Source organism: Leucobacter musarum subsp. musarum (assembly GCF_001273845.1).
Classification (GTDB): Bacteria; Actinomycetota; Actinomycetes; order Actinomycetales; family Microbacteriaceae; genus Leucobacter; species Leucobacter musarum.
The window spans coordinates 43,443-63,633 of sequence record NZ_JHBW01000086.1 but is presented as its reverse complement, the minus strand read 5'-3'; the positions used below and the strand labels follow the sequence as shown (position 1 = coordinate 63,633).

Annotated in this window: 16 protein-coding genes; 10 read left to right on the top strand and 6 right to left on the bottom strand. The window is 67.6% G+C overall.

Features of this window, described 5'->3' with window-relative positions; genetic code table 11:
• Positions 1–30: 30 nt before the first annotated feature.
• Entirely contained in the window at positions 31–3,924 is a 3,894-nt protein-coding gene (locus CH42_RS08520; RefSeq protein ID WP_053352779.1) for a DNA-directed RNA polymerase subunit beta', read from the bottom strand.
• Positions 3,925–3,966: 42 nt separating this feature from the next.
• On the bottom strand, positions 3,967–7,464 hold the full coding sequence (rpoB, locus tag CH42_RS08515) for a DNA-directed RNA polymerase subunit beta (RefSeq protein WP_053352778.1): 3,498 nt from the start codon (positions 7,462–7,464) through the stop codon (positions 3,967–3,969).
• 295 nt (positions 7,465–7,759) lie between these two features.
• Here rpoB and CH42_RS08510 point away from each other — a divergent pair, with 295 nt between their 5' ends.
• Positions 7,760–8,464 (top strand): phosphatase PAP2 family protein, encoded by a 705-nt coding sequence (locus CH42_RS08510; RefSeq protein ID WP_053352777.1) that lies wholly within the window; start codon positions 7,760–7,762, stop codon positions 8,462–8,464.
• Here CH42_RS08510 and CH42_RS08505 read toward each other — a convergent pair.
• Complete coding sequence (locus CH42_RS08505) at positions 8,454–9,371, bottom strand: VOC family protein (RefSeq protein WP_053352776.1); 918 nt, start codon at positions 9,369–9,371, stop codon at positions 8,454–8,456. The genes CH42_RS08510 and CH42_RS08505 overlap by 11 nt on opposite strands.
• A gap of 162 nt (positions 9,372–9,533) precedes the next feature.
• On the opposite strand from CH42_RS08505, the gene CH42_RS08500 reads away from it, so the two are divergent.
• Genes CH42_RS08500 through CH42_RS08490 form a run of 3 tightly spaced genes read left to right on the top strand, consistent with a single transcriptional unit; the run spans position 9,534 to position 11,163 of the window.
• The gene (locus CH42_RS08500; RefSeq protein WP_053352775.1) at positions 9,534–9,836 is read left to right on the top strand and encodes a glutaredoxin domain-containing protein; all 303 of its coding nucleotides are present in this window, start codon (positions 9,534–9,536) and stop codon (positions 9,834–9,836) included.
• A complete protein-coding gene (locus CH42_RS08495) occupies positions 9,833–10,690 on the top strand; it encodes a spermidine synthase (protein ID WP_053352774.1) in 858 nt (285 codons plus the stop codon). Before CH42_RS08500 ends, CH42_RS08495 begins: the two co-directional genes overlap by 4 nt.
• 2 nt (positions 10,691–10,692) lie before the next feature.
• Positions 10,693–11,163 carry a SprT-like domain-containing protein gene (locus CH42_RS08490; RefSeq protein ID WP_053352773.1) on the top strand — a complete coding sequence of 157 codons (471 nt, stop codon included), beginning with the start codon at positions 10,693–10,695 and terminating at the stop codon, positions 11,161–11,163.
• Positions 11,164–11,188: 25 nt separating this feature from the next.
• Here the strand turns inward: CH42_RS08490 and CH42_RS08485 are convergent, their stop codons facing one another.
• Positions 11,189–11,764, bottom strand: coding sequence for an NUDIX hydrolase family protein (locus tag CH42_RS08485; protein ID WP_053352772.1), 576 nt, complete (start codon positions 11,762–11,764; stop codon positions 11,189–11,191).
• Positions 11,765–11,876: 112 nt separating this feature from the next.
• On the opposite strand from CH42_RS08485, the gene CH42_RS08480 reads away from it, so the two are divergent.
• Positions 11,877–12,716: a carbon-nitrogen family hydrolase gene (locus tag CH42_RS08480; protein WP_053352771.1), complete on the top strand. Its 840-nt coding sequence runs from the start codon at positions 11,877–11,879 to the stop codon at positions 12,714–12,716.
• Between the two features lie 49 nt (positions 12,717–12,765).
• Here the strand turns inward: CH42_RS08480 and CH42_RS08475 are convergent, their stop codons facing one another.
• The gene (locus CH42_RS08475) at positions 12,766–14,079 is read right to left on the bottom strand and encodes a CapA family protein (protein WP_053352770.1); all 1,314 of its coding nucleotides are present in this window, start codon (positions 14,077–14,079) and stop codon (positions 12,766–12,768) included.
• A gap of 69 nt (positions 14,080–14,148) precedes the next feature.
• On the opposite strand from CH42_RS08475, the gene CH42_RS08470 reads away from it, so the two are divergent.
• The 5 genes from CH42_RS08470 (at position 14,149) to CH42_RS08450 (ending at position 18,675) form a co-directional block, all read left to right on the top strand.
• Positions 14,149–14,943, top strand: coding sequence for a M15 family metallopeptidase (locus CH42_RS08470; RefSeq protein WP_053352871.1), 795 nt, complete (start codon positions 14,149–14,151; stop codon positions 14,941–14,943).
• The gene (locus CH42_RS08465) at positions 14,940–15,389 is read left to right on the top strand and encodes an NUDIX hydrolase (RefSeq protein ID WP_275575612.1); all 450 of its coding nucleotides are present in this window, start codon (positions 14,940–14,942) and stop codon (positions 15,387–15,389) included. The genes CH42_RS08470 and CH42_RS08465 overlap by 4 nt, the downstream gene beginning before the upstream one ends.
• A gap of 144 nt (positions 15,390–15,533) precedes the next feature.
• Positions 15,534–16,148 (top strand): DUF4956 domain-containing protein, encoded by a 615-nt coding sequence (locus CH42_RS08460; RefSeq protein ID WP_053352769.1) that lies wholly within the window; start codon positions 15,534–15,536, stop codon positions 16,146–16,148.
• Complete coding sequence (locus CH42_RS08455) at positions 16,145–17,008, top strand: polyphosphate polymerase domain-containing protein (protein WP_075205310.1); 864 nt, start codon at positions 16,145–16,147, stop codon at positions 17,006–17,008. Before CH42_RS08460 ends, CH42_RS08455 begins: the two co-directional genes overlap by 4 nt.
• The gene (locus CH42_RS08450; RefSeq protein ID WP_053352768.1) at positions 17,005–18,675 is read left to right on the top strand and encodes a carbohydrate-binding domain-containing protein; all 1,671 of its coding nucleotides are present in this window, start codon (positions 17,005–17,007) and stop codon (positions 18,673–18,675) included. Before CH42_RS08455 ends, CH42_RS08450 begins: the two co-directional genes overlap by 4 nt.
• A 21-nt stretch (positions 18,676–18,696) precedes the next feature.
• On the opposite strand, the gene CH42_RS08445 is transcribed toward CH42_RS08450, so the two are convergent.
• Entirely contained in the window at positions 18,697–20,145 is a 1,449-nt protein-coding gene (locus tag CH42_RS08445; protein WP_053352767.1) for a mycothione reductase, read from the bottom strand.
• Positions 20,146–20,191: the final 46 nt, after the last annotated feature.

Below are 20,191 nucleotides of genomic sequence, written 5' to 3'. Positions count from 1 at the left end.
TGCGGACGCCCGTTGCGCAGGAACGCCGGATCAGCTGTAGTTGCCCGGGTTGAACTCGTCAGCGGTGAAGCTGTCGAAGTCCACGAACGACAGGTCGTTCTCGTCGAAGGTGCCCTCGGTCGCGAACAGGCGGTTCGGGTAGCGCTCCGCCTTCGCCTCCTCGGTGGCCGCCACGTCGACATCGCGGTAGACGCCCAGGCCGGTGCCGGCCGGGATGAGCTTACCGATGATGACGTTCTCCTTGAGGCCGATGAGCGGATCCTTCGATCCTTCCATCGCCGCCTGCGTGAGCACGCGGGTCGTCTCCTGGAACGACGCGGCCGACAGCCACGATTCGGTCGCCAGCGAGGCCTTGGTGATACCCATGACCTCGGGGCGTGCCGTCGCAGCGCGCTTCGTCTCGAGCAGCGCCTCGCGGTTGATGCGCTGGTAGCGTGCGCGATCGACGAGCTCGCCCGGGAGCAGCTCGGTCTCGCCGTGATCCACCACCGTCACCTTGCGCAGCATCTGGCGCACGATGACCTCGATGTGCTTGTCGTGAATCGGCACGCCCTGCGAACGGTACACGCCCTGCACGCCCTCGACGAGGTACTTCTGCACCGCGCGCTCGCCCGGGATGTGCTTGCCGTTCTCGGTGGAGCCGACCTGCAGGATGTCCTTCGGGTCGAGCGTCCCGGCGAGGAAGGGCTGGCCGAGCTCGACGTGGTCACCGTCTTCGACGAGCAGCGTGGCGCGCTTCAGCACGGGGTACGCCTTCTCCTCGGTACCGTCATCCGGAGTGAGCAGCACGACACGACCCTTGGGGGTGTCGTCGATCACGACGCGGCCTGCGGCCTCGGCGATCGGCGATGCACCCTTGGGGGTACGCGCTTCGAAGAGCTCCTGCACGCGGGGCAGACCCTGCGTGATGTCGTCTGCCGAAGCCGAACCACCGGTGTGGAAGGTACGCATCGTCAGCTGCGTGCCCGGCTCACCGATCGACTGCGCCGCGATGATGCCCACGGCCTCGCCGATGTCGACGCGCTGGCCGGTCGCGAGCGAACGGCCGTAGCAGGTCGCGCAGACGCCGACAGCCGACTCGCAGGTGAGCACGGAGCGCACCTTGATCTCGGTGACGCCGCCGGCGACCAGCTTCTCGATGAGCACGTCGCCCACGTCTTCGCCCGCCTGAGCCACAACCGCACCCTCGCCGTTCACCGCGTCAGCGGCGAGCGTACGAGCGTAGACCGAGTTCTCGACGTTCTCGTCGCCGACCAGCACGCCATTGGCGTCGGGAGCGGCGATCGGGAGGTCCAGGCCACGGCGGGTGCCGCAATCTTCCTCGCGAATGATGACGTCTTGCGACACGTCGACGAGACGACGGGTCAGGTAGCCCGAGTCGGCGGTACGGAGTGCCGTATCGGCCAGACCCTTACGCGCACCGTGCGTCGCGATGAAGTACTCCGCCACCGACAGGCCCTCGCGGTACGAGTTGATGATCGGGCGAGGGATGATCTCACCCTTCGGGTTCGACACCAGGCCACGCATACCGGCGATGTTACGGATCTGCAGCCAGTTACCACGAGCACCCGACGACACCATGCGGAAGATGGTGTTGTCCTCGGGGAACTGCTCGCGCATGGCGGCAGCCACCTCGTCGGTCGCCTCGGTCCAGATCTCGGTCAGCGCCTTCTTGCGCTCGCTGTCCTGAATCATGCCGCGGTCGTAGTCGCGCTGCACCTTGGCGGCGCGCTTCTCGTGCTCCGAGATGATCTCCGCCTTGTTCGACGGGGTCACGACGTCGGAGAGCGAGACGGTCACACCCGAGCGCGATGCCCAGTGGAAACCGGCGTCCTTGATGCGGTCGAGCGTCGCCGCGACCTCGGTCTTCGGGTAGCGCTCGGCGAGGTCGTTGACCAGGCCCGAGAGCGAGCCCTTGTCGGCGACAGCCTCGAAGTACACGTAATCGGCGGGCAGCGCCTCGTTGAAGATCGCGCGTCCGAGCGAGGTCTCGACCAGCACGGGCTTGTCAGAGGTCACGCCCTCGGCATTGGTGTAGCCGATGAGACGGATCTTCGCGAGCGCGCCGAGGTCGAGGGTGCCCTCGTCCATGGCCAGGATCGCCTCGGCGATCGAGCCGAACGCGCGGCCGGTGCCGGGAGCGTTCTTCTTGATCGTGGTGAGGTGGTGCAGACCGATGATCATGTCCTGCGAGGGCAGGGTCACCGGACGGCCATCCGACGGCTTCAGGATGTTGTTCGACGCGAGCATCAGCACGCGGGCCTCGGCCTGAGCCTCGACCGACAGCGGCAGGTGCACAGCCATCTGGTCACCGTCGAAATCCGCGTTGAAGGCGGCGCAGACGAGCGGGTGCAGCTGGATGGCCTTGCCCTCGACGAGCTGCGGCTCGAACGCCTGGATGCCGAGGCGGTGCAGGGTCGGTGCGCGGTTCAGCAGCACGGGGCGCTCGCGGATGATCTCCTCGAGCACGTCCCACACCTCGGAGCGCGCGCGCTCGACCATGCGCTTCGCAGCCTTCACGTTCTGCGCGTGCGACAGATCCATGAGGCGCTTGATCACGAACGGCTTGAACAGCTCGAGCGCCATCTGCTTGGGCAGACCGCACTGGTGCAGCTTGAGCTGCGGGCCGACCACGATGACCGAACGGCCCGAGTAGTCGACGCGCTTGCCGAGCAGGTTCTGACGGAAGCGGCCCTGCTTGCCCTTGAGCATGTCGCTCAGGGACTTCAGTGCACGGTTGCCGGTACCGGTGACCGGGCGACCGCGGCGGCCGTTGTCGAACAGTGCGTCGACGGCTTCCTGCAGCATGCGCTTCTCGTTGTTCACGATGATCTCGGGAGCCCCGAGGTCGAGCAGGCGGCGCAGACGGTTGTTGCGGTTGATCACGCGGCGGTACAGATCGTTGAGATCCGAGGTCGCGAAGCGGCCACCGTCGAGCTGCACCATCGGGCGCAGCTCCGGCGGGATCACCGGAACGACGTCGAGCACCATCGCTGCCGGGCTCGCGCCCGTCTGCAGGAAGGAGCTGACGACCTTCAGGCGCTTGATCGCGCGGATCTTCTTCTGACCCTTGCCCTCGGCGATCTGCAGGTGCAGCACCTCGGCCTCGTTCGCCAGATCGAACGACTCGAGACGCTTCTTGATCGCTTCGGCGCCCATGTACGCCTCGAAGTAATCGCCGTAGCGATCCTGCAGGTCAGCGAAGACCGCATCCTCGGGCTTGAGGTCGCCGACCTTGAGCCCGCGGAAGTCCTCCCACACACGCTGCAGACGAGCGATGTCGTCGTCGAAGCCCTTGCGGATCGAGGTCATCTCTTTCTCGGCGGAAGCCTCGGCGCGGCGGCGCTGATCGGCCTTCGCCCCTTCTGCCTCGAGCGCGGCGAGATCGGACTCAGCCTGCTGCTGACGCTGAGCGATCTGGATGTCGCGCTGATCTTCGAGCGCCTTCAGCTCGAGACGCAGCTCGGCCTCCAGCTCGCCCAGATCTTCGTGACGACCCTCTTCATCGATGTCGATGATCATGTAGGCGGCGAAGTAGATGACCTTCTCGAGGTCCTTCGGCGCCATGTCGAGCAGGTAGCCCAGACGCGACGGAACGCCCTTGAAGTACCAGATGTGCGTGACGGGAGCGGCGAGCTCGATGTGGCCCATGCGCTCGCGACGGACGCTCGACTTGGTGACCTCGACGCCACAGCGCTCGCAGACGATGCCCTTGTAGCGGACGCGCTTGTACTTGCCGCACGCGCACTCCCAGTCGCGGCTGGGCCCGAAGATCTGCTCACCGAACAGACCGTCCTTCTCGGGCTTCAGCGTGCGGTAGTTGATGGTCTCCGGCTTCTTGACCTCGCCGAACGACCAGCTGCGGATGTCCTCTGCCGTGGCGAGACGGATCTGCAGCTCGTTAAAACTCGTACCCTCGAGCAAAATGTTCTCCTTGGGAATTACTGAAAAGTGAAGGTGTCCGGCTTAGATCTCGTCGATCGACGAGGATTCGAAGCGGGTGGAGAGGTTGATGCCGAGCTCTTCCGCGGTGCGGTGGGCCTCGTCGTCGTTGTCGCGCAGGTTGACGGCCTGGCCGTCAGCTCCGAGCACCTCGACGTTCAGGCAGAGCGACTGCATCTCCTTCATGAGCACTCGGAAGGACTCGGGGACGCCGGGCTCGGGGATGTTCTCCCCGCGCACGATCGCCTCGTACACCTTCACACGGCCGAGGATGTCGTCCGACTTCACCGTGAGCAGCTCCTGCAGTGCGTATGCGGCGCCGTATGCCTCGAGCGCCCACACCTCCATCTCACCGAAGCGCTGGCCGCCGAACTGGGCCTTACCGCCCAGCGGCTGCTGCGTGATCATCGAGTAGGGGCCCGTCGAACGCGCGTGGATCTTGTCGTCGACCAGGTGGTGCAGCTTCAGGATGTACATGTAGCCGACCGAGATCGGGTACGGGTACGGCTCGCCCGAGCGACCATCGAACAGGCGGGTCTTGCCCGACGAGTCGATGAGTCGATCGCCGTCACGGGTGACGAGGGTCGAGTCGAGCAGACCGGCGATCTCCGCCTCCGAAGCGCCGTCGAACACCGGGGTCGCGACCTTGGTGTTCGGTGCGGCTTCGAGCGCCTGCTGCGAGAGCTTGGCAGCCCACTCCGGCGATCCGTCGACCTTCCAGCCCTGCTTGGCGATCCAGCCGAGGTGCACCTCGAGAACCTGACCGAAGTTCATTCGGCCGGGGATGCCCAGCGGGTTCAGGATGACGTCGACGGGGGTGCCGTCTGCGAGGAACGGCATGTCTTCGACCGGGAGGATCTTCGAGATGACGCCCTTGTTGCCGTGGCGACCGGCGAGCTTGTCGCCCTCGGTGATCTTGCGCTTCTGAGCGATGTAGACGACCACGCGCTGGTTGACGCCCGAGCCGAGCTCGTCGTCGTTGTCGTTCTCCGCGTCGAAGACCTTGACCGAGGTGACCGTACCCGAGACGCCGTGGGGCACCTTGAGGGAAGTGTCGCGCACCTCGCGGCTCTTCTCGTTGAAGATCGCACGAAGCAGGCGCTCCTCGGCCGAGAGCTCGGTCTCGCCCTTCGGCGTGACCTTGCCGACCAGGATGTCGCCGGGCGAAACCTCGGCGCCGATGCGGATGATGCCGCGCTCGTCGAGGTCTTTCAGCGCCTCCATGCTGGCGTTGGGGAGGTCACGGGTGATCTCTTCCTTGCCGAGCTTGGTGTCGCGCGCGTCGACGTCGTACTCCTCGATGTGGATCGACGAGAGCGTGTCGTCCTTCACTAGGTTCTGGCTCAGGATGATCGCGTCCTCGAAGTTGTGACCCTCCCAAGACATGAACGCCACGAGGAGGTTCTTGCCGAGTGCGAGCTCGCCGTTCTCGGTCGCGGGGCCGTCGGCGATGACCTCGCCGGCCTCGATGCGCTCGCCGGCCTTGACGATGACGCGGTGGTTGTAGTTCGTGCCCTGGTTCGAGCGGTCGAACTTGCGCATGAAGTAGCTCTTCGAGCCGCCCTCGTCGTGCTCGATCGTCACGAAGTCTGCGGAGACCTCGGAGACGACGCCCGACTTCTGCGCGGTGACCACGTCACCGGCGTCGATGGCTGCGTAGCCCTCCATACCGGTGCCGACGACCGGCGACTCGCTGCGCACGAGCGGCACGGCCTGACGCTGCATGTTGGCGCCCATGAGGGCGCGGTTCGCATCGTCGTGCTCGAGGAACGGGATCAGCGAGGTCGCGACCGACACCATCTGGCGCGGCGAGACATCCATGTAGCCGACGCGATCGGCGTCGACCATGATGACCTCGGAGCCGCGGGGGCGCGCGAGCACCTGCTTCTCAGCGAAGACGCCGTCCTTGGTGAGCGGGGCGCCGGCCTGGGCGATGAGGAACTCGTCCTCTTCGTGGGCGGTGAGGTAGTCGACCTGGTCGGTGACCTTGCCGTCGACGACGCGACGGTACGGGGTCTCGATGAAACCGAAGGCGTTGATGCGCGCGAACGTGGCGAGCGCACCGATCAGGCCGATGTTCGGGCCTTCCGGGGTCTCGATCGGGCACATGCGGCCGTAGTGCGACGGGTGCACGTCTCGCACCTCAACGCCTGCGCGGTCACGCGAGAGACCGCCGGGGCCGAGCGCCGAGAGGCGGCGCTTGTTGGTCAGGCCCGCGAGCGGGTTGTTCTGATCCATGAACTGCGACAGCTGCGAGGTGCCGAAGAACTCCTTGATCGCCGCGAGCACGGGGCGCGTGTTGATCAGGGTGTTCGGCGTGATCGCCTCAATGTCTTGCGTCGTCATGCGCTCGCGCACGACGCGCTCCATGCGGCTGAGGCCGGTGCGCACCTGGTTCTGGATCAGCTCGCCCACCGCGCGGATGCGACGGTTGCCGAAGTGATCGATGTCGTCGGTCTCGAGGCGCACGTCGACCGGCTTGCCCTCACGGGTGCCGGGGAGCGTCTCGGTGCCGGCGTGCAGGCCGACGAGGTACTTGATCGTCGCGACGATGTCTTCGAGCGACAGCACCGAGTCGGTGATGGCGGCGTCGACACCGAGCTTGCGGTTGATCTTGTAGCGGCCGACCTTGGCCAGATCGTAGCGCTTCGGGTTGAAGTAGCTGTTGTCGAGAAGCGCGCGGGCGGCTTCGATGGCCACCTGCTCGCCCGGACGCTGCTTGCGGTAGATGTCCTTGAGCGCCTCTTCCTGCGTGAGGATGGCGTCCTTCTCAAGGGTGAGCGCGATCGACTCGTAGCCGGCGAACTCCTCGAGGATCTCCTCGCTCGTCATGCCGAGAGCCTTCAGGAAGACCGTGACCGACTGCTTGCGCTTGCGGTCGATGCGCACGCCGACCTGGTCGCGCTTGTCGACCTCGAACTCGAGCCAGGCACCGCGGCTGGGGATGACGCGTGCGGTGAAGACGTCTTTATCGCTCGTCTTCTCCTGAGCACGCTCGAAGTAGACACCCGGGCTACGCACGAGCTGCGACACGATGACGCGCTCGGTGCCGTTGATGATGAAGGTGCCCTTGTCGGTCATGATGGGGAAATCACCCATGTAGACCGTCTGGCTCTTCAGCACCTGAGTCTCGGTGTTGTAGAAGGCAGCCTCGACGTACAGCGGCGCGGCGTAGGTCTTGCCGCGCTCCTTGCACTCTTCGATGGTGAACTTCTGCTCATCGAGAATCGGGTTCTCGAACGACAGCTGCATGGTGCCAGCGTTGTCTTCGATCGGCGAGATCTCATCGAAGATTTCCTCGAGGCCGCTCTTCAGCGCGATGTCATCGCGCCCCTGAGCCTGTGCCTCGACGACACGCGATTTCCACGTATCGTTACCGACGAGCCAATCAAAGCTCTCGAGCTGCAGTGCCAGCAGATTGGGCACCGACAGCGTGTCGGAAATCTTGGCGAAGGAGAGCCGCTGGTGATCGCGGCCGTTCTTCGGATTCTGGGTGGACGATGCGTTGCGCGCAGCAGCCAAGGAAACTACCTCCGTGGGCCCCGTCGGGCCGGTTGACCTGGTCTTGCGAGAATTGCTTCGGGATCACGCGGGCGAGGCTCATCTGCGCTTTCGCGCCAGCTCCCGGGGCCTCCCGCTATATGGAGGCACACTGGTGTCCGTAGTGCAACTGCCAACTGTAACAGCATTGTTATGGGATGTCCAGTTCCCATTCCAGAATTCGCGGGGATGCGGATCGCGCAGCGTTGCGATGCATTCTCGTTCAATGCATGGACGCCTGCGTCGCCCCCTCAGGCGACTCCACTACCGTATCGGGATGGCACCGAGTGAACCCCCCGCAGGCCGCACCCCGTCGCAACAGCGGGCCTCCCCCGCACGCCGCACACCGCCCCGCGCGGCTGTGGGCGGCGCCATCGTCGCGATCCTGCTCGTCGCCGTCTTCGGCGCGTTTCTGCGACTGACGCACACCGGCGCGCTGCCGATCGACACCTGGTGGAACAGCGTCGTCACGGTCGAACGCGGCTCCGGCCCCTACGCCGTCGCCGTGTTCCTCGCCCAGGTCGGCGACGGTGCCGGCTCGGCGGCGCTCGTCGCCATCTTGGCCGCGCTCTGCCTCGCGCTCCGCCGCCCGCGAGATGCTGCGGCACTGATGACTGCCGCACTCATCGGCGTCGCGTGCTCCGAGACGGCGAAAGCGCTCGTGCTTCGCGTGCGTCCGTCTGGCCAGCTCTTCGAGAGCCACGGAGCGTCGTACCCCTCCGGCCATTCGATGGGTGCGGCCGCGATCGCCGTCTCGATCGCCCTCATCGCGATCGGCTCGGAGCGACTCGGCCCGCAGCTCACCCGATGGATCATCGTCGCCGCGGGCATCTGGATCGTCGCGATGCTCTGGAGCCGTACCGCCCTGCACGTCCACTGGCTCACCGATACGCTGGCCGGCGCAGCGCTGGGCGCAGCTGCTGCGGTGCTCGCCCGGCGACTCTGGTTCAGCCCCGAACGCCGCCCCGCCCTCAGTCGCTGAGCAGTTCCTCCGCAGTCGCCTGCGGCAGTGCGAGGGTGACCTGGGTGCCCCAGGGATCGTGCGCGACGATGGAGCGGCCGGTATCGGCGAACGCGATCCCGCGCCGCCGCAGGCGATCGCCGAGCGCGTCGAGATCTTCCCGCGCGGGCAGGGTGATGGCGACATCGCCCAACCCCAATCGTGCCGCACGGGGGCCCGCGCCGCGGCTGTTCCACGTGTTCATCGCGACGTGATGGTGGTACCCGCCCGCCGACGCGAACAGCGCCGTCGGGATCCCCGATACGGTCGGCTCGAACCCCAAACCGTCGACGTAGAAACCGCGAGCCGCCGCGACATCGCCGACCTGCAGGTGCACGTGGCCGACGCCTCCGGCCTGCTGCGCGACATCGGCGAGCACCTGCTCGTCGAGGTGAGCGCGCAAGTACGCATTCGGATCGAGATACTCGGTACCCATCTGCAGTTCGGCGCCGACATAGCTCCACTCGTCTCGGGCACGATCGACGTAGAGCTCGATCCCGTTGCCCTCGGGGTCGGTGAAGTAAAAAGCTTCGCTGACCCCGTGGTCCGACGAACCGGAGAATCGGCTGCGCGCATCACTCGCGGTGCGGAAAACGGTGGCGGCGAGCGCCGCCTGCGAGGCGAACAGGAATGCCGTGTGGAAGAGACCGGCATCGCCCGGTCGCACGGGTGGCAGCTCGGGAGTACCGATCAACCGCACGAACGGCACCGACCCGCGGCCGAGCACACGGTGCACCTCGGTGCCGCGGGCGCGCTCTTCGATCGGGGTGAGCGCGAGCGCCTCGGCGTAGTACGACGACATCTCTTCGAGGTCGCCGACGCGCAGCGTCACCGCGTCCATGGCGAGGTGCGGGCTCAGCGCCTGCTCGTCGACTGCTGATGCGTGCATCGTGCGTGCTCCGTTCGTTCGCGATGCGCCGCGATCCGCAGGAACGACGCTCTCCTGTTGTCACAGAACACGGCGCGCATCGGTTCCATTCCCCCGGCACGGCCGGCATCACTCTGCGCGAAATCGACATCGGATGTCGGCGGCCCCGCGTAGGCTGACACCATGAGCGATCAGATCTCCACCGAGCCCATCGCCGGCGCGGCCGCACCCACCACCGAGACCGTCATTTTCGGTGCCGACTGGTGCGGCGATTGCCGCCGCGCCAAGCTCATCTTCGACCGTTCGGGCACGCCCTACCGCTACGTCGACCTGGTGCAAGATCCGGCGGCCGCCGACGTTGCCCGCGATATCAGCGGTCGCACCAACATTCCGGTCATTCTGTACCCCGATGCGAGCCACCAGGTCGAACCGTCGAATGCCGACATGCTGCGCAAGATCGACGAGCTGGGGCTCTCGCGCCCGTGAGGCAGTTTCCCGACCCGGTGACGCTCAGCTCGGGGCTGAGCGCCGAGATCGAAACCGACCGATGGGTGCCCGGAGCCGTCCAGCTCGTCGTCGACGGCACGCCGCAGTCGCATGTGAATCTCCGCGATCCGAGCGAGCTCTTCTTCGAGTACGTGCGTCGCATCGGGCACGTCATCGACCTCTTCCGCCCGCAGGGCCGCCCCATCTCTGCACTGCATCTCGGCGGGGGCGCGTTCACGCTACCGCGATACATCGAGGCGACCCGGCCCGGCAGCCGACAGCAGGTCATCGAACTCGAGGGGGCACTGGTCGACCTCGTCCGCGAGGCCGCTCCCCTGCCGAAGCGGGCGAGCATTCGCGTGCGTCGGGGCGATGCGCGCGATGTCGTCGCCAAGCTACCCGAGGGCATGCGGGGCGCCATGGATCTGATCGTCGTCGACATCTTCGCCGGCGCACGCACACCGGCCCATGTGTCGAGCGTCGAGTTCTACGAATTGCTGCGGCCGCTGCTCACCCCCGACGGCGTCGTCGTCGTCAATGCGGCAGACGGCGCGGGGCTCCCGTTCGTGCGCGGTCAGGCAGCCACACTCGATCGCCTCTTCACGTCTGCGGTCGCCATCGCCGAGCCTCAGGTGTTGAAGGGCCGCCGGTTCGGCAATGTCGTCTTCGTCGCCTCCGACGCCGACCTCGAAGCACTCGAATGGTTGCCGCGTCTGCTGGCGGGGGGACCGCACCCGGCTCGCATGCTCGTCGGGTGTGAGTTCGCCGAGTGGGTGCGCGGCACTGCCGCGGTCACCGACGCAACCGCCGTCGACTCCCCCGAGCCTGCCCGCGAGCTCTTCGAACGGAACTGATCGTGTCCGATCTCGCGCGTGTTCGTGTCTGGGCGGAGGCGCTGATCACGGCGCACCTGCAGCCGCGGCTCGCACCCGGTGACCGGCCCTGGTCGTTCGCATTCGATCACGCCAAGCGGCGCGCGGGGCTCTGCAACTACACCGACCGTCGCATCACGGTGTCGCGCTATCTCGCGGAAAAGTTCGACGACGATGAGATCCATCAGGTGCTGCTCCATGAAGTGGCCCACGCGCTTGCCGGGCCCGAAGCCGGCCATGGAGCGAGCTGGAAGGCCATCGCCCGCGACCTCGGCTACGTCGGCGGAGTCACGCACCACGGCGAGATCGCGCACGAACGCGCGCCGTGGGTGGGGCGCTGCTCAGCGGGGCACGAGCACTATCGCTTCCGCAAGCCCACGCGCGTCCACTCATGCGGTCGATGCGCGAAGCGGTTCGCGCCCGAGCACGTCATCTCCTGGCGCCCGCGCGACTGACGCAGCGGGCCGACCTCGCCCGCGGTCAGCAGCTCATGGACGAGAGCGCCTGCCGCAGCAGGGCACCCCGGCCATTCACGAACTCGTCGAGGTTCGCCGGGTGCAGCGCCTGGTCCGGGGCCATCCACGTGACCTCGAGCGCATCCTGGCGCGGATTGCAGGTTCCGGTGACCGGCACGACGTACACGAGCGACACCGCGTGCTGCCGCTCATCCACATAGGGCGAGATGCCGGGCATCGGAAAGTACTCCGCGACCTGCACCGGCACGAGAGCCGCGGGCATCTGCGGAAACGCCATCGGCCCGAGGTCGTTCTCGAGGTGACGGAAGAGCGCCTCTCGCAGCGTTTCGCCGTAACGCACGCGACCGGAGACGAGCGATCGCGTCATCACACCCTCGGGGGTGCTGCGCAGCAGGAGGCCGACTTCGACCACCTGGCCGAGACCGTCGAGGCGCACGGGCACCGCTTCGACGTACACGATCGGCAGCCGGCCGCGTACGAAGCTCAGCTCGTCGTCGCTCAGCCATCCGGGGTTGCCCGGCGGTGTCGGTCGATCTTCCGGCCCCTCGGGGTCGGGGAGCTCGGCGGTATCGATCGTCATACCCTCACCATTCCCGGTTCGCGCGGCTCGCACGCGCGAACCGATCCGCGTTCCATCTTCGCATGACCCGAGACGCTGTCGCGCTCGGCGCGCCTCACCTAGGCTGGGAGTCATGCAGGTCACCGAGCACGCCCGTTCCGAGTCCGCGCGCCGTGTCGCACTCGTGCAGATCGCCAGCCCTGAAGCAGAACTCCCGCAGGCACGCATCGCCCGCGTCGAGGCGCTGCTGCGCCACACCGGCCCCGTCGACCTCTTCGTGCTGCCCGAGCTGTGGAGCGCCGGCTACTTCTCGTTCGAGCAGTACCGCGAGCGTGCGGAGACGCTGGACGGGCCGACGGTGCAGATGGCGCAGCGCGTGGCGCGCGACCTCGGCTCGGCCGTGCACCTGGGCAGCTTCGTGGAGCTCGGGAATGACGGCCGGCTGCACAACACGGCCGTGTTGATCGATAGCGCCGGGCGGATCGCGCAGACGTATCGCAAGATTCACGTGTTCGGCTATCAGTCGCTCGAATCGCAGTTGCTCACCCCGGGGTCGAGCCTCAGTGTCGTGCCGGGGCCGCTCGGCCCGACCGGCAGCACGACCTGCTATGACCTGCGCTTTCCGGGCCTGTGGCAAGAGCTGAGCGCCCGCGGCGCCGAAGCCGTCATCGTGCCTGCGGCGTGGCCGGCGGCACGTCGCGAGCACTGGCGCTTGCTGACCCAGGCTCGGGCGGTGGAGCACCAGCTCTGGGTGATCGCGGTGAACGCCTGCGGCGCGCAGGGCGACGTGCAGCTCGGTGGGTTCAGCCGCGTCGTCGACCCGTCCGGGCGCATCGTCGCCGAGTGCGGCGACGCGGAAGAGGTGCTCGTCGTCGAACTCGACGGCGCGCGGGTCGCGGAGGTGCGCGGCGAGTTCCCCGTGATCGGCGACCGTCTGAGCGTCGACGATTACCGGGCGCTCGCGCACGACTGAGGCGCCGAGCTCGCCAGCGGACGGGCGTACTTCTCGGAGGCAGGCGGCGCTACTCCGGAAGGATGGTGACGTCCGGGCCGAGAATCGCACTCGATGTCGCCACCTGTTGCTCGGCGGTCACGCCGAAGCGCGTCGTCGCCAGCAGCGCGTCCGCCTGCACCAGCGGCGTGATCGACAGGTTCGTGCGGGCGAGCAGATCGTTCGCCGCCTCCTGCTCCGCCGTCCAGTCGTAGTGCATGTAGGTGAGGATGCCGGTCGGGTTCGCAATGCTCACCGCGCCGGTTGCCGAGTCGCGCACCGCATCGAAGCCTGCGATCACCCCGGTGCGCTGGTCGAGTTCAATCTGGGTGTTGAACATGTTGCCGATCGAGTACCAGACGAGCGTGCGCCCGCCATCGGCGCGGTCGAGCCAGGCCGTGGGCTGCAGCACGTGCGGGCCGGTGCCGACGATGACGTCGGCACCGAGATCGGCGACCTGCTGCGCAAATGCCCGCTGCTGGTCGTTGACCTCGTGCGAGTCTTCGGTGCCCCAGTGCGCCGAGACAATGACCACGTCGGCCGCAGCGCGCGCCTGCGTCATGAGATCGGTGACGAGGGCCGTATCGCTCATCATGTTCAGCGAGACCCCGTCGATGGGGGCATTCGAGTACTCGGCGAACGACACGAGAGCGAAGGTGATGCCGCCCTGCTCGAACACCGGCACCGAGCGCTGTTCTTCGGCCGTGCGGTTGGCGCCATCAACGACGGCCGGTGCCAGCCCGTCCCAGACGCCGCGGGTCGCCGCGATACCGGCGGCGCCGAGGTCAGCCGAATGGTTCGTGGCGATGTTCACGAGGTCACACCCTGCCGTGGCCTGCAGCGCCTGCGCGAACTCTGCGGGCGCGTTGAAGGTGGGGTACCCACTGATGCCAAAGTCGACGCCGGCGCTCGGCACCTCCTGGTTGCAGAAGGTCACTTCGGCGGCGGCGAGTTGCGGGGCGATGCCCGAGAAGAATTGGCCGTAGTCGTACGTGCCATCTGCGCCGAGCGCGTTGGCGTTTACCGAGTCGTGCGGCAGCATGTCGCCCATGGCGATGACGTGCACCGATCCGTCGTTGTCACCGGTCGCGGGAGCCTCCGTCGGCTCCGATTCAGGGGTCGGCGACGCACTCGGGCTCGGTGCGGGGGTTGCGACCGGCGGCGCTTCGTCGCGCGACGCGCCCCAGACGAGCGCCGCTGCTCCTCCGCCCAGACCGAGCACGATTACGGCGATCGCACCGAGCGTGATCGCCGTGCGAGCGCGACGCGAGAGCCGCTTCCTGCCGGTCACCGCGATGGGGGTGTACCCGGGTTCAGGGGTGCGCGATCCGCTGCCGTCATCCATGCGTTCCAGCCTAGCCGGGGCCTCCGACAGTCGGGCGTCGGATCGAGCCCGAACGCTACGATGGAGGGTATGACACTGCGAGCGATCACCCGCGCGACGATCGCCCTCCTGGCCTCTGCAGCGGTGCTCGGCAGCGCCGGGTGCGCCCCCGAGCCGAACGACGCATCGGGCGCTTCGACTTCGTCCTCGTCCTCGTCTACGTCAGTGGCGCCCGCTACGACGGAGCCGTCGACCCCATCGCCGACCGCACCGGCGTTCGACGCGACCGCGAATTCGACCGATGATCCGATGTCGATCTGGGTCGTGAGCAACAAATTGCGTCCGCTGCAGCCCCTCGGCTTCGCCCCCACCGACCTCGTCATGCCGGAGGGCGTCGAGAACGAGTTCACCCAACCGCTGCGCGAACCGGCCGCGCGGGCTGCCGAGGCGTTCATCGCGGGTGCAGCCGACGCGGGGCTCGACGTCCGCATCATCAGCGCCTACCGCGACTACGCGACGCAGGTCTCTCTCTACGACAGCTACGTCGCCCGCGACGGCCAGGAGGCCGCCGACACCTATTCGGCGCGCCCCGGCTTCTCGGAGCACCAGACCGGCCTGGTGATCGACCTCGACGATCACGGCGACTGCTACCTCTCTGCGTGCTTCGGCGACACCCCGGCCGGTGTCTGGCTCGCCGAGCACGCGGCCGAGTACGGGTTTCTCGTGCGCTACCCCGACGGCAAGCAGGAGGTCACCGGATTCATGCCCGAGCCCTGGCATTTCCGATTCGTCGGCCCCGACCTCGCCCAGCACCTGCGCGACACCGGTGTCACCACGCTCGAGGAATTCTTCGGTCTCCCTGCAGCCCCCGGGTACGCCTCGTGAATCCACAGGAGCACCGCGACGTTCCGGAGCACCCGAGCATCGCTGAGCGCGTGATTCGCGTCAGCGCCGTCGTCATGCGCGATGCGGCCGGGCGGGTGCTCAACGTGCGCAAGCGAGGCACCGCGTCGTTCATGCTGCCGGGCGGCAAGCACGAGCCTGATGAGGCGCCGATCGACACCGCGGTCCGCGAGTTCGGCGAGGAGCTGGGTATCGATCTCGACCGCGAACTGCTGCGCCCGCTGGGCGTCTTCCGTGCGGTGGCGGCGAACGAACCCGGTCACATCGTGGAGGCGACCGTGTTCGAGCACCCGTTCGTGGAGTCGGCCGACGCCGCCGGGCCGCTGGCGGAGATCGCTGCGGTGGAGTGGATCGATCCTGCAAGCGATCGCGATGATATTGCTCCGCTGAACACCGATTACATCTTCCCCGCACTGCTGCAGGGCTGAATTGCAGGACGGCGCGAGCGCGCCCGTTTACCTGCGATTCATCTTTCGCGAAGCGATTGCATAACTTTCACATAGCATCACCGGTTCGAATGGATCCAGTATCCACCGGGGCCCCGCCCCACCGCCCTCGATCCTGGAGATCCCGTGACGTCCAGCACTCTCATCCTCATCGCCGTCGACCTCGCCGCAGCGCTCATCCTCACCTTCGGCATCTACTACCGCCGCCATCGCCGCCGCGACCTCGTCGTCGCCTTTCTCGGCGTGAACATCGGCGTACTCGCGGTCGCGACGGTGCTGAGCACGGCTGAGGTCGCCCTCGGTCTCGGTCTCGGTCTCTTCGGGGTGCTCTCCATCATCCGTCTCCGCTCCTCGGAGATCTCGCAGCGCGAGGTCGCCTATTACTTCTCGGCGCTCGCGATGGGACTGCTCGGCGGGCTGAACACCGCCAGCCTGGTCACGCCGATCCTGTGTATCGCGCTCATTCTCGTCGTCATGTGGGCGGCGGATCACCCGGCCCTGCTCGCACGCAGCCGGCACCAGGTCGTACGCCTCGATCGCGCGATCGTCGACGAACACGAATTGCGCGGCGAGATCGAGCAGCGGCTCGGCGCACGCGTGACCTCGCTCACCGTGCAGGATCTCGATTTCGTGAACGACACGACGCTCGTCGACGTGCGCTATCGGTTGCCCGCGCCGCCGGCACCTCAGATGCACACGGCGGGTCGCACTGCGGGGCGTACCGAGGTGGCAGCCCGATGACCGCCGAACTCAGCCGCATCGCCGACTCCCTCGCTCCGATCGACCTCGATGAGCTCGTCTCGGACGCGGCGCTCCTCACCCGCGTCGACCGCAAGTATCTGCTTCCGGCCGCCGACGCCGCGCACCTGCTCGCCGCCGTCGACCCGGCCACCCGCGTGCTCGATATCGCCGGCGAACGCGCCTTCGCGTACTCCTCCGTGTACTTCGACACCCCGGATCGACTCAGCTACCACCTCGCCGCACGACCGCGTCGCCGTCGCTTCAAATTGCGCACCCGCGCCTACCTCTCGAGCGGCACCGCCTACCTCGAGATGAAGACGCGCGGCGGCCGGGGGGCGACGGTGAAGGAGCGCATTCCCTACCCCGCCGACCACCTCGACCGATTGACCCCCGAGGGGCACCGGTACGTCGGGGAATCGTTGGAGGCGATCGGGCTCGATCCGAACCTGACTCACGAGATGCGCCCGACGATCACCACGCGGTACTGCCGCACCACTCTGCTCGCTCCCGGCGGCAGCCGGGCCACCATCGACACCGAGCTCGACTGGATCGACGCCGGCGGCGAGCGCGTCGCGCTCCCCACGCACGTGATCATCGAATCCAAGTCAGCGGGCCCCGCCACCGCCATCGACCGGGCGCTCTGGCGACTCGGACATCGCCCGCAAGGCATCAGCAAGTTCGGCACCGGCACCGCGGCGCTGCACCCCGAGCTGCCGAGCAACAAGTGGGCGCGCGTCCTGCGCGACACTTTCTCGGATGCCGACCATTCGGTTCCGCCTCGCGCCTCCTCCGCCGGTCCGATCCCCCGGCGCACCGCACCCCACCCCCACACCCCCGATTCCTTGGAGGACGCAGCATGACCCCCTCACTCAAACGCACCGTCTTGGCCACCTCCGCGGTGCTCCTCTGCGGAGGCCTCCTCGCCGGCTGCACCGCGGTCACCTCGTCGGCAACCACGACCTCCGGCAGCGACGGGTCGACCACTACGGCGGTCTCCGCGGCGTTCACGGGCGATCTCAGCCCGGACGACGTGCTCGCCGCCAACGCGAACGCGACCACCGTGAACGATGACGAGTGGAAGCTCGACGACGCGGTGGACATCGCACTGAACGGAGATTCGGCGACGGACGAGAGCGACGCGGTCGCCGTCAGCGATGCGTCGGGTACCCCGACGCTCACCATCTCCGCCGGCGGCGTGTACCGGCTCGCCGGCAGCTTCGACGGCACCGTGGTGGTCGCCGCCCCCGACGACGCGCAGGTCGTGCTTGTGCTCGACGGCGCCACGATCACGAACACCGCGGGGGCGGCGATCGACGTGCAGACGGCCGATGACGTCGCGATGTATCTCACCGACGGGTCGAAGAACGCGGTCTCCGACGCCTCGAGCTACGCGGACGACGCCGATGCCAACGCGGCGATCCACTCGCACGCCGATCTCACCATCTCCGGCACCGGTGCGCTCACCGTCGCCGGTAACGGCAATGACGGCATCGTGAGCACCGACGACCTCGTCATCCTCTCGGGCACCATCACCGTGACGGCCGCTGACGACGCCCTCCGCGGCAAGGACTCGCTCGTCGTCTCCGGCGGCACGCTCGAGCTCACGGCGACCGGCGGCGACGGACTGAAGAGCGACCAGGATTCCGACGACACCCAGGGGTACATCTGGGTGTCGGGAGGCACGATCGACATCACCGCCGGCGACGACGGCGTGCAGGCCCAGACCGATACCGTCATCTCGGGCGGAGACCTCACCGTATCGGCCGTGGACGACGGCGTGAAGGCCGAGGCGATCGTATCGATCGGCGACGGCAGCGTGAACATCACGCAGTCGAACGAGGGCATCGAGGCCGCCGCGATCGGCATCGGCGGCGGTACGGTCTCGGTGACCTCCAGCGACGACGGGCTGAACGGTTCGGGATCGGCCAGCTCCGCGACCACCAGCACGGATTCGAGCGGCACTAGCGCCGAGAACGGGATGGGCGGCGGCGACATGGCCGACGGCGGTCAACGCGTCGAGATCTCGGGCGGCACCGTCACCGTGAACGCAGAAGGCGACGGTCTCGACTCCAACGGCTCGCTCACGATCTCGGGCGGCACGATCACCGTGTACGGTCCGAGCGCCTCGATGAACGGCGCCCTCGACGCGAACGGCGATCTCTCGATCACGGGCGGCATCCTGGTGGCGTTCGGCAACGGCGGCATGGAGCAGTCGCCGAGCGACGCATCGGGGCAGGGCTGGGTCATGCTGACGGGCCAGGTCGCCGCGGGCGACACTGTCACCGTGGTCGACAGTTCGGGAGCGACCGTCGCCACCGCGACCGCGGCGAAGTCGGCGGGCGCGATCACCGCTTCTTCGGCAGACATCGCGACCGGCGAGTCGTACACCCTGCTGGTGAACGGCTCCGAGGCCGGCACCGCGACGGCCGGTGAGTCGGCTGCGGGTCAGGGCGGCGGCTTCGGAGGCGGGCAGGGCGCTCCGACCGGTCAGGGTGGCGGCATGGGCGGCCCCGGTCAGCAGAACTGACCGGGTCTTTCCGCACACCGCTTAGAGCGGAGGGCGCGCTCCTGTCGGCACATCGAGTCCGAGGAGCGCGTTCTCCGCGACCTCCATCAGCGCGGGGTGAATCCAGTACTGGCCGCGCGCAGCCGTGTGGGCGTCGATGCCGAAGCTCATCGCCGTCACCACGACCTGAATGAGGTTCGATGCCTGATACCCCAGCACGTGCGCTCCCAGAATGCGTCCGTCACGACGGTCCGCGACGATCTTGAAGACACCCGTGCGGTCTTCCAGCGCCCACCCGTACGCGGTATCGCCGTAGGCCTGCACTTTGGTCGTCACGTGGTCGGCACCGATCTCGGCAACCGCCTCGGCCTCCGTCCAGCCCACCTGGGCGATCTCGGGGTCGGTGAAGATCGCTGCCGGGATCACCTCTTGTCGCGACGGGCGAAGGTCATCGGGGTGCTCGAGATTGTGGGCCACCACGCGCGCCTCATGATTCGCGACGTGTTTGAGCTGCGCGGCCGAGCTGATGTCGCCGAGCGCGTAGAGCCCCGCGACGGGCTCGCCGCCCGAGAGCACACGCTGGAACGCGTCGACGGCGATCCGGCCGTCCTCGTGCAGATCGAGCCCGGCCTCGCGCGCGCCCACGAGATCGGAGTTCGGCGTGCGGCCCACCGCGACCAGCACGACATCGACCGCGATGCGCTCCGATGCGTTCGGTGATCCGGCAGCAGCGTTTCCCGACGGCACCAATTCCGCGACGACGCCGCCGTCATCGCCGAGGTGCACCGAGGCGAGCTCGCGCTCGAGCCGCAGGTCCCACTGCCGGGCGGCCTCGCTGGTGAAGCGCTCCGCGATGTCATCGTCGGATCGGCGCAGCAAGCGCTCCCCTCGGTGCACATGTGTCACCTCCGAACCGAACGACGAGAAGATGTTCGCGAATTCGGCCGCGATGTATCCGCCGCCGACGACCAGCACGCGACGCGGCAGTTCGGGCAACCGCATGATCGTGTCGGAGGTGTGCACCTGGGGCAGATCGATGCCCGGAACATCGGGCAGCACCGCACGCGACCCCGCGGCGATGACGAGTTGCTTCGCCTCGACGCGAGTGCCGTCATCGGCGACGAAGCCGTGCGTTCCGGTCAGGCGCACACGCTGCGAGATCAGCGAGACGTTGTCGAGCTCATCGCGTCGATAGCGTTCGCCCCCGGCCGAGATGGCATCGATCCTGCCGAAGATGCGATCGCGCATCCCCGGCCAATCGACCGAGTCGGTGTGCTGGGTCACCCCGAGTCGGGCAGCCTCCTCCGGCCCGCGCGCCAATGCCGCCGGCCGCACGAACATCTTGGTCGGGATGCACCCGACGTTCAAGCAGGTGCCGCCGAACGTGCCCTGCTCCGCGATGGCGACCCGTCGGTCATCCCAGTACGGGGTGATGAGCGAGTTGCCCGATCCGGAACCGATGATGGCGAGGTCGAACGCAGCATTCTCCATGGGGAGATCCTACGGTCGACCCCGCCATCACGCGCGGGATGTTCGC

Bases quoted from the DNA above. Each gene is read 5' to 3' on its own strand.
- CH42_RS08510 (WP_053352777.1), top strand. From the start codon at position 7,760: ATGGCACCGAGTGAACCCCCCGCAGGCCGCACCCCGTCGCAACAGCGG.
- CH42_RS08505 (WP_053352776.1), bottom strand. From the start codon at position 9,371: ATGCACGCATCAGCAGTCGACGAGCAGGCGCTGAGCCCGCACCTCGCC.
- CH42_RS08500 (WP_053352775.1), top strand. From the start codon at position 9,534: ATGAGCGATCAGATCTCCACCGAGCCCATCGCCGGCGCGGCCGCACCC.
- CH42_RS08485 (WP_053352772.1), bottom strand. From the start codon at position 11,764: ATGACGATCGATACCGCCGAGCTCCCCGACCCCGAGGGGCCGGAAGAT.
- CH42_RS08480 (WP_053352771.1), top strand. From the start codon at position 11,877: ATGCAGGTCACCGAGCACGCCCGTTCCGAGTCCGCGCGCCGTGTCGCA.
- CH42_RS08475 (WP_053352770.1), bottom strand. From the start codon at position 14,079: ATGGATGACGGCAGCGGATCGCGCACCCCTGAACCCGGGTACACCCCC.
- CH42_RS08470 (WP_053352871.1), top strand. From the start codon at position 14,149: ATGACACTGCGAGCGATCACCCGCGCGACGATCGCCCTCCTGGCCTCT.
- CH42_RS08455 (WP_075205310.1), top strand. From the start codon at position 16,145: ATGACCGCCGAACTCAGCCGCATCGCCGACTCCCTCGCTCCGATCGAC.
- CH42_RS08450 (WP_053352768.1), top strand. From the start codon at position 17,005: ATGACCCCCTCACTCAAACGCACCGTCTTGGCCACCTCCGCGGTGCTC.
- CH42_RS08445 (WP_053352767.1), bottom strand. From the start codon at position 20,145: ATGGAGAATGCTGCGTTCGACCTCGCCATCATCGGTTCCGGATCGGGC.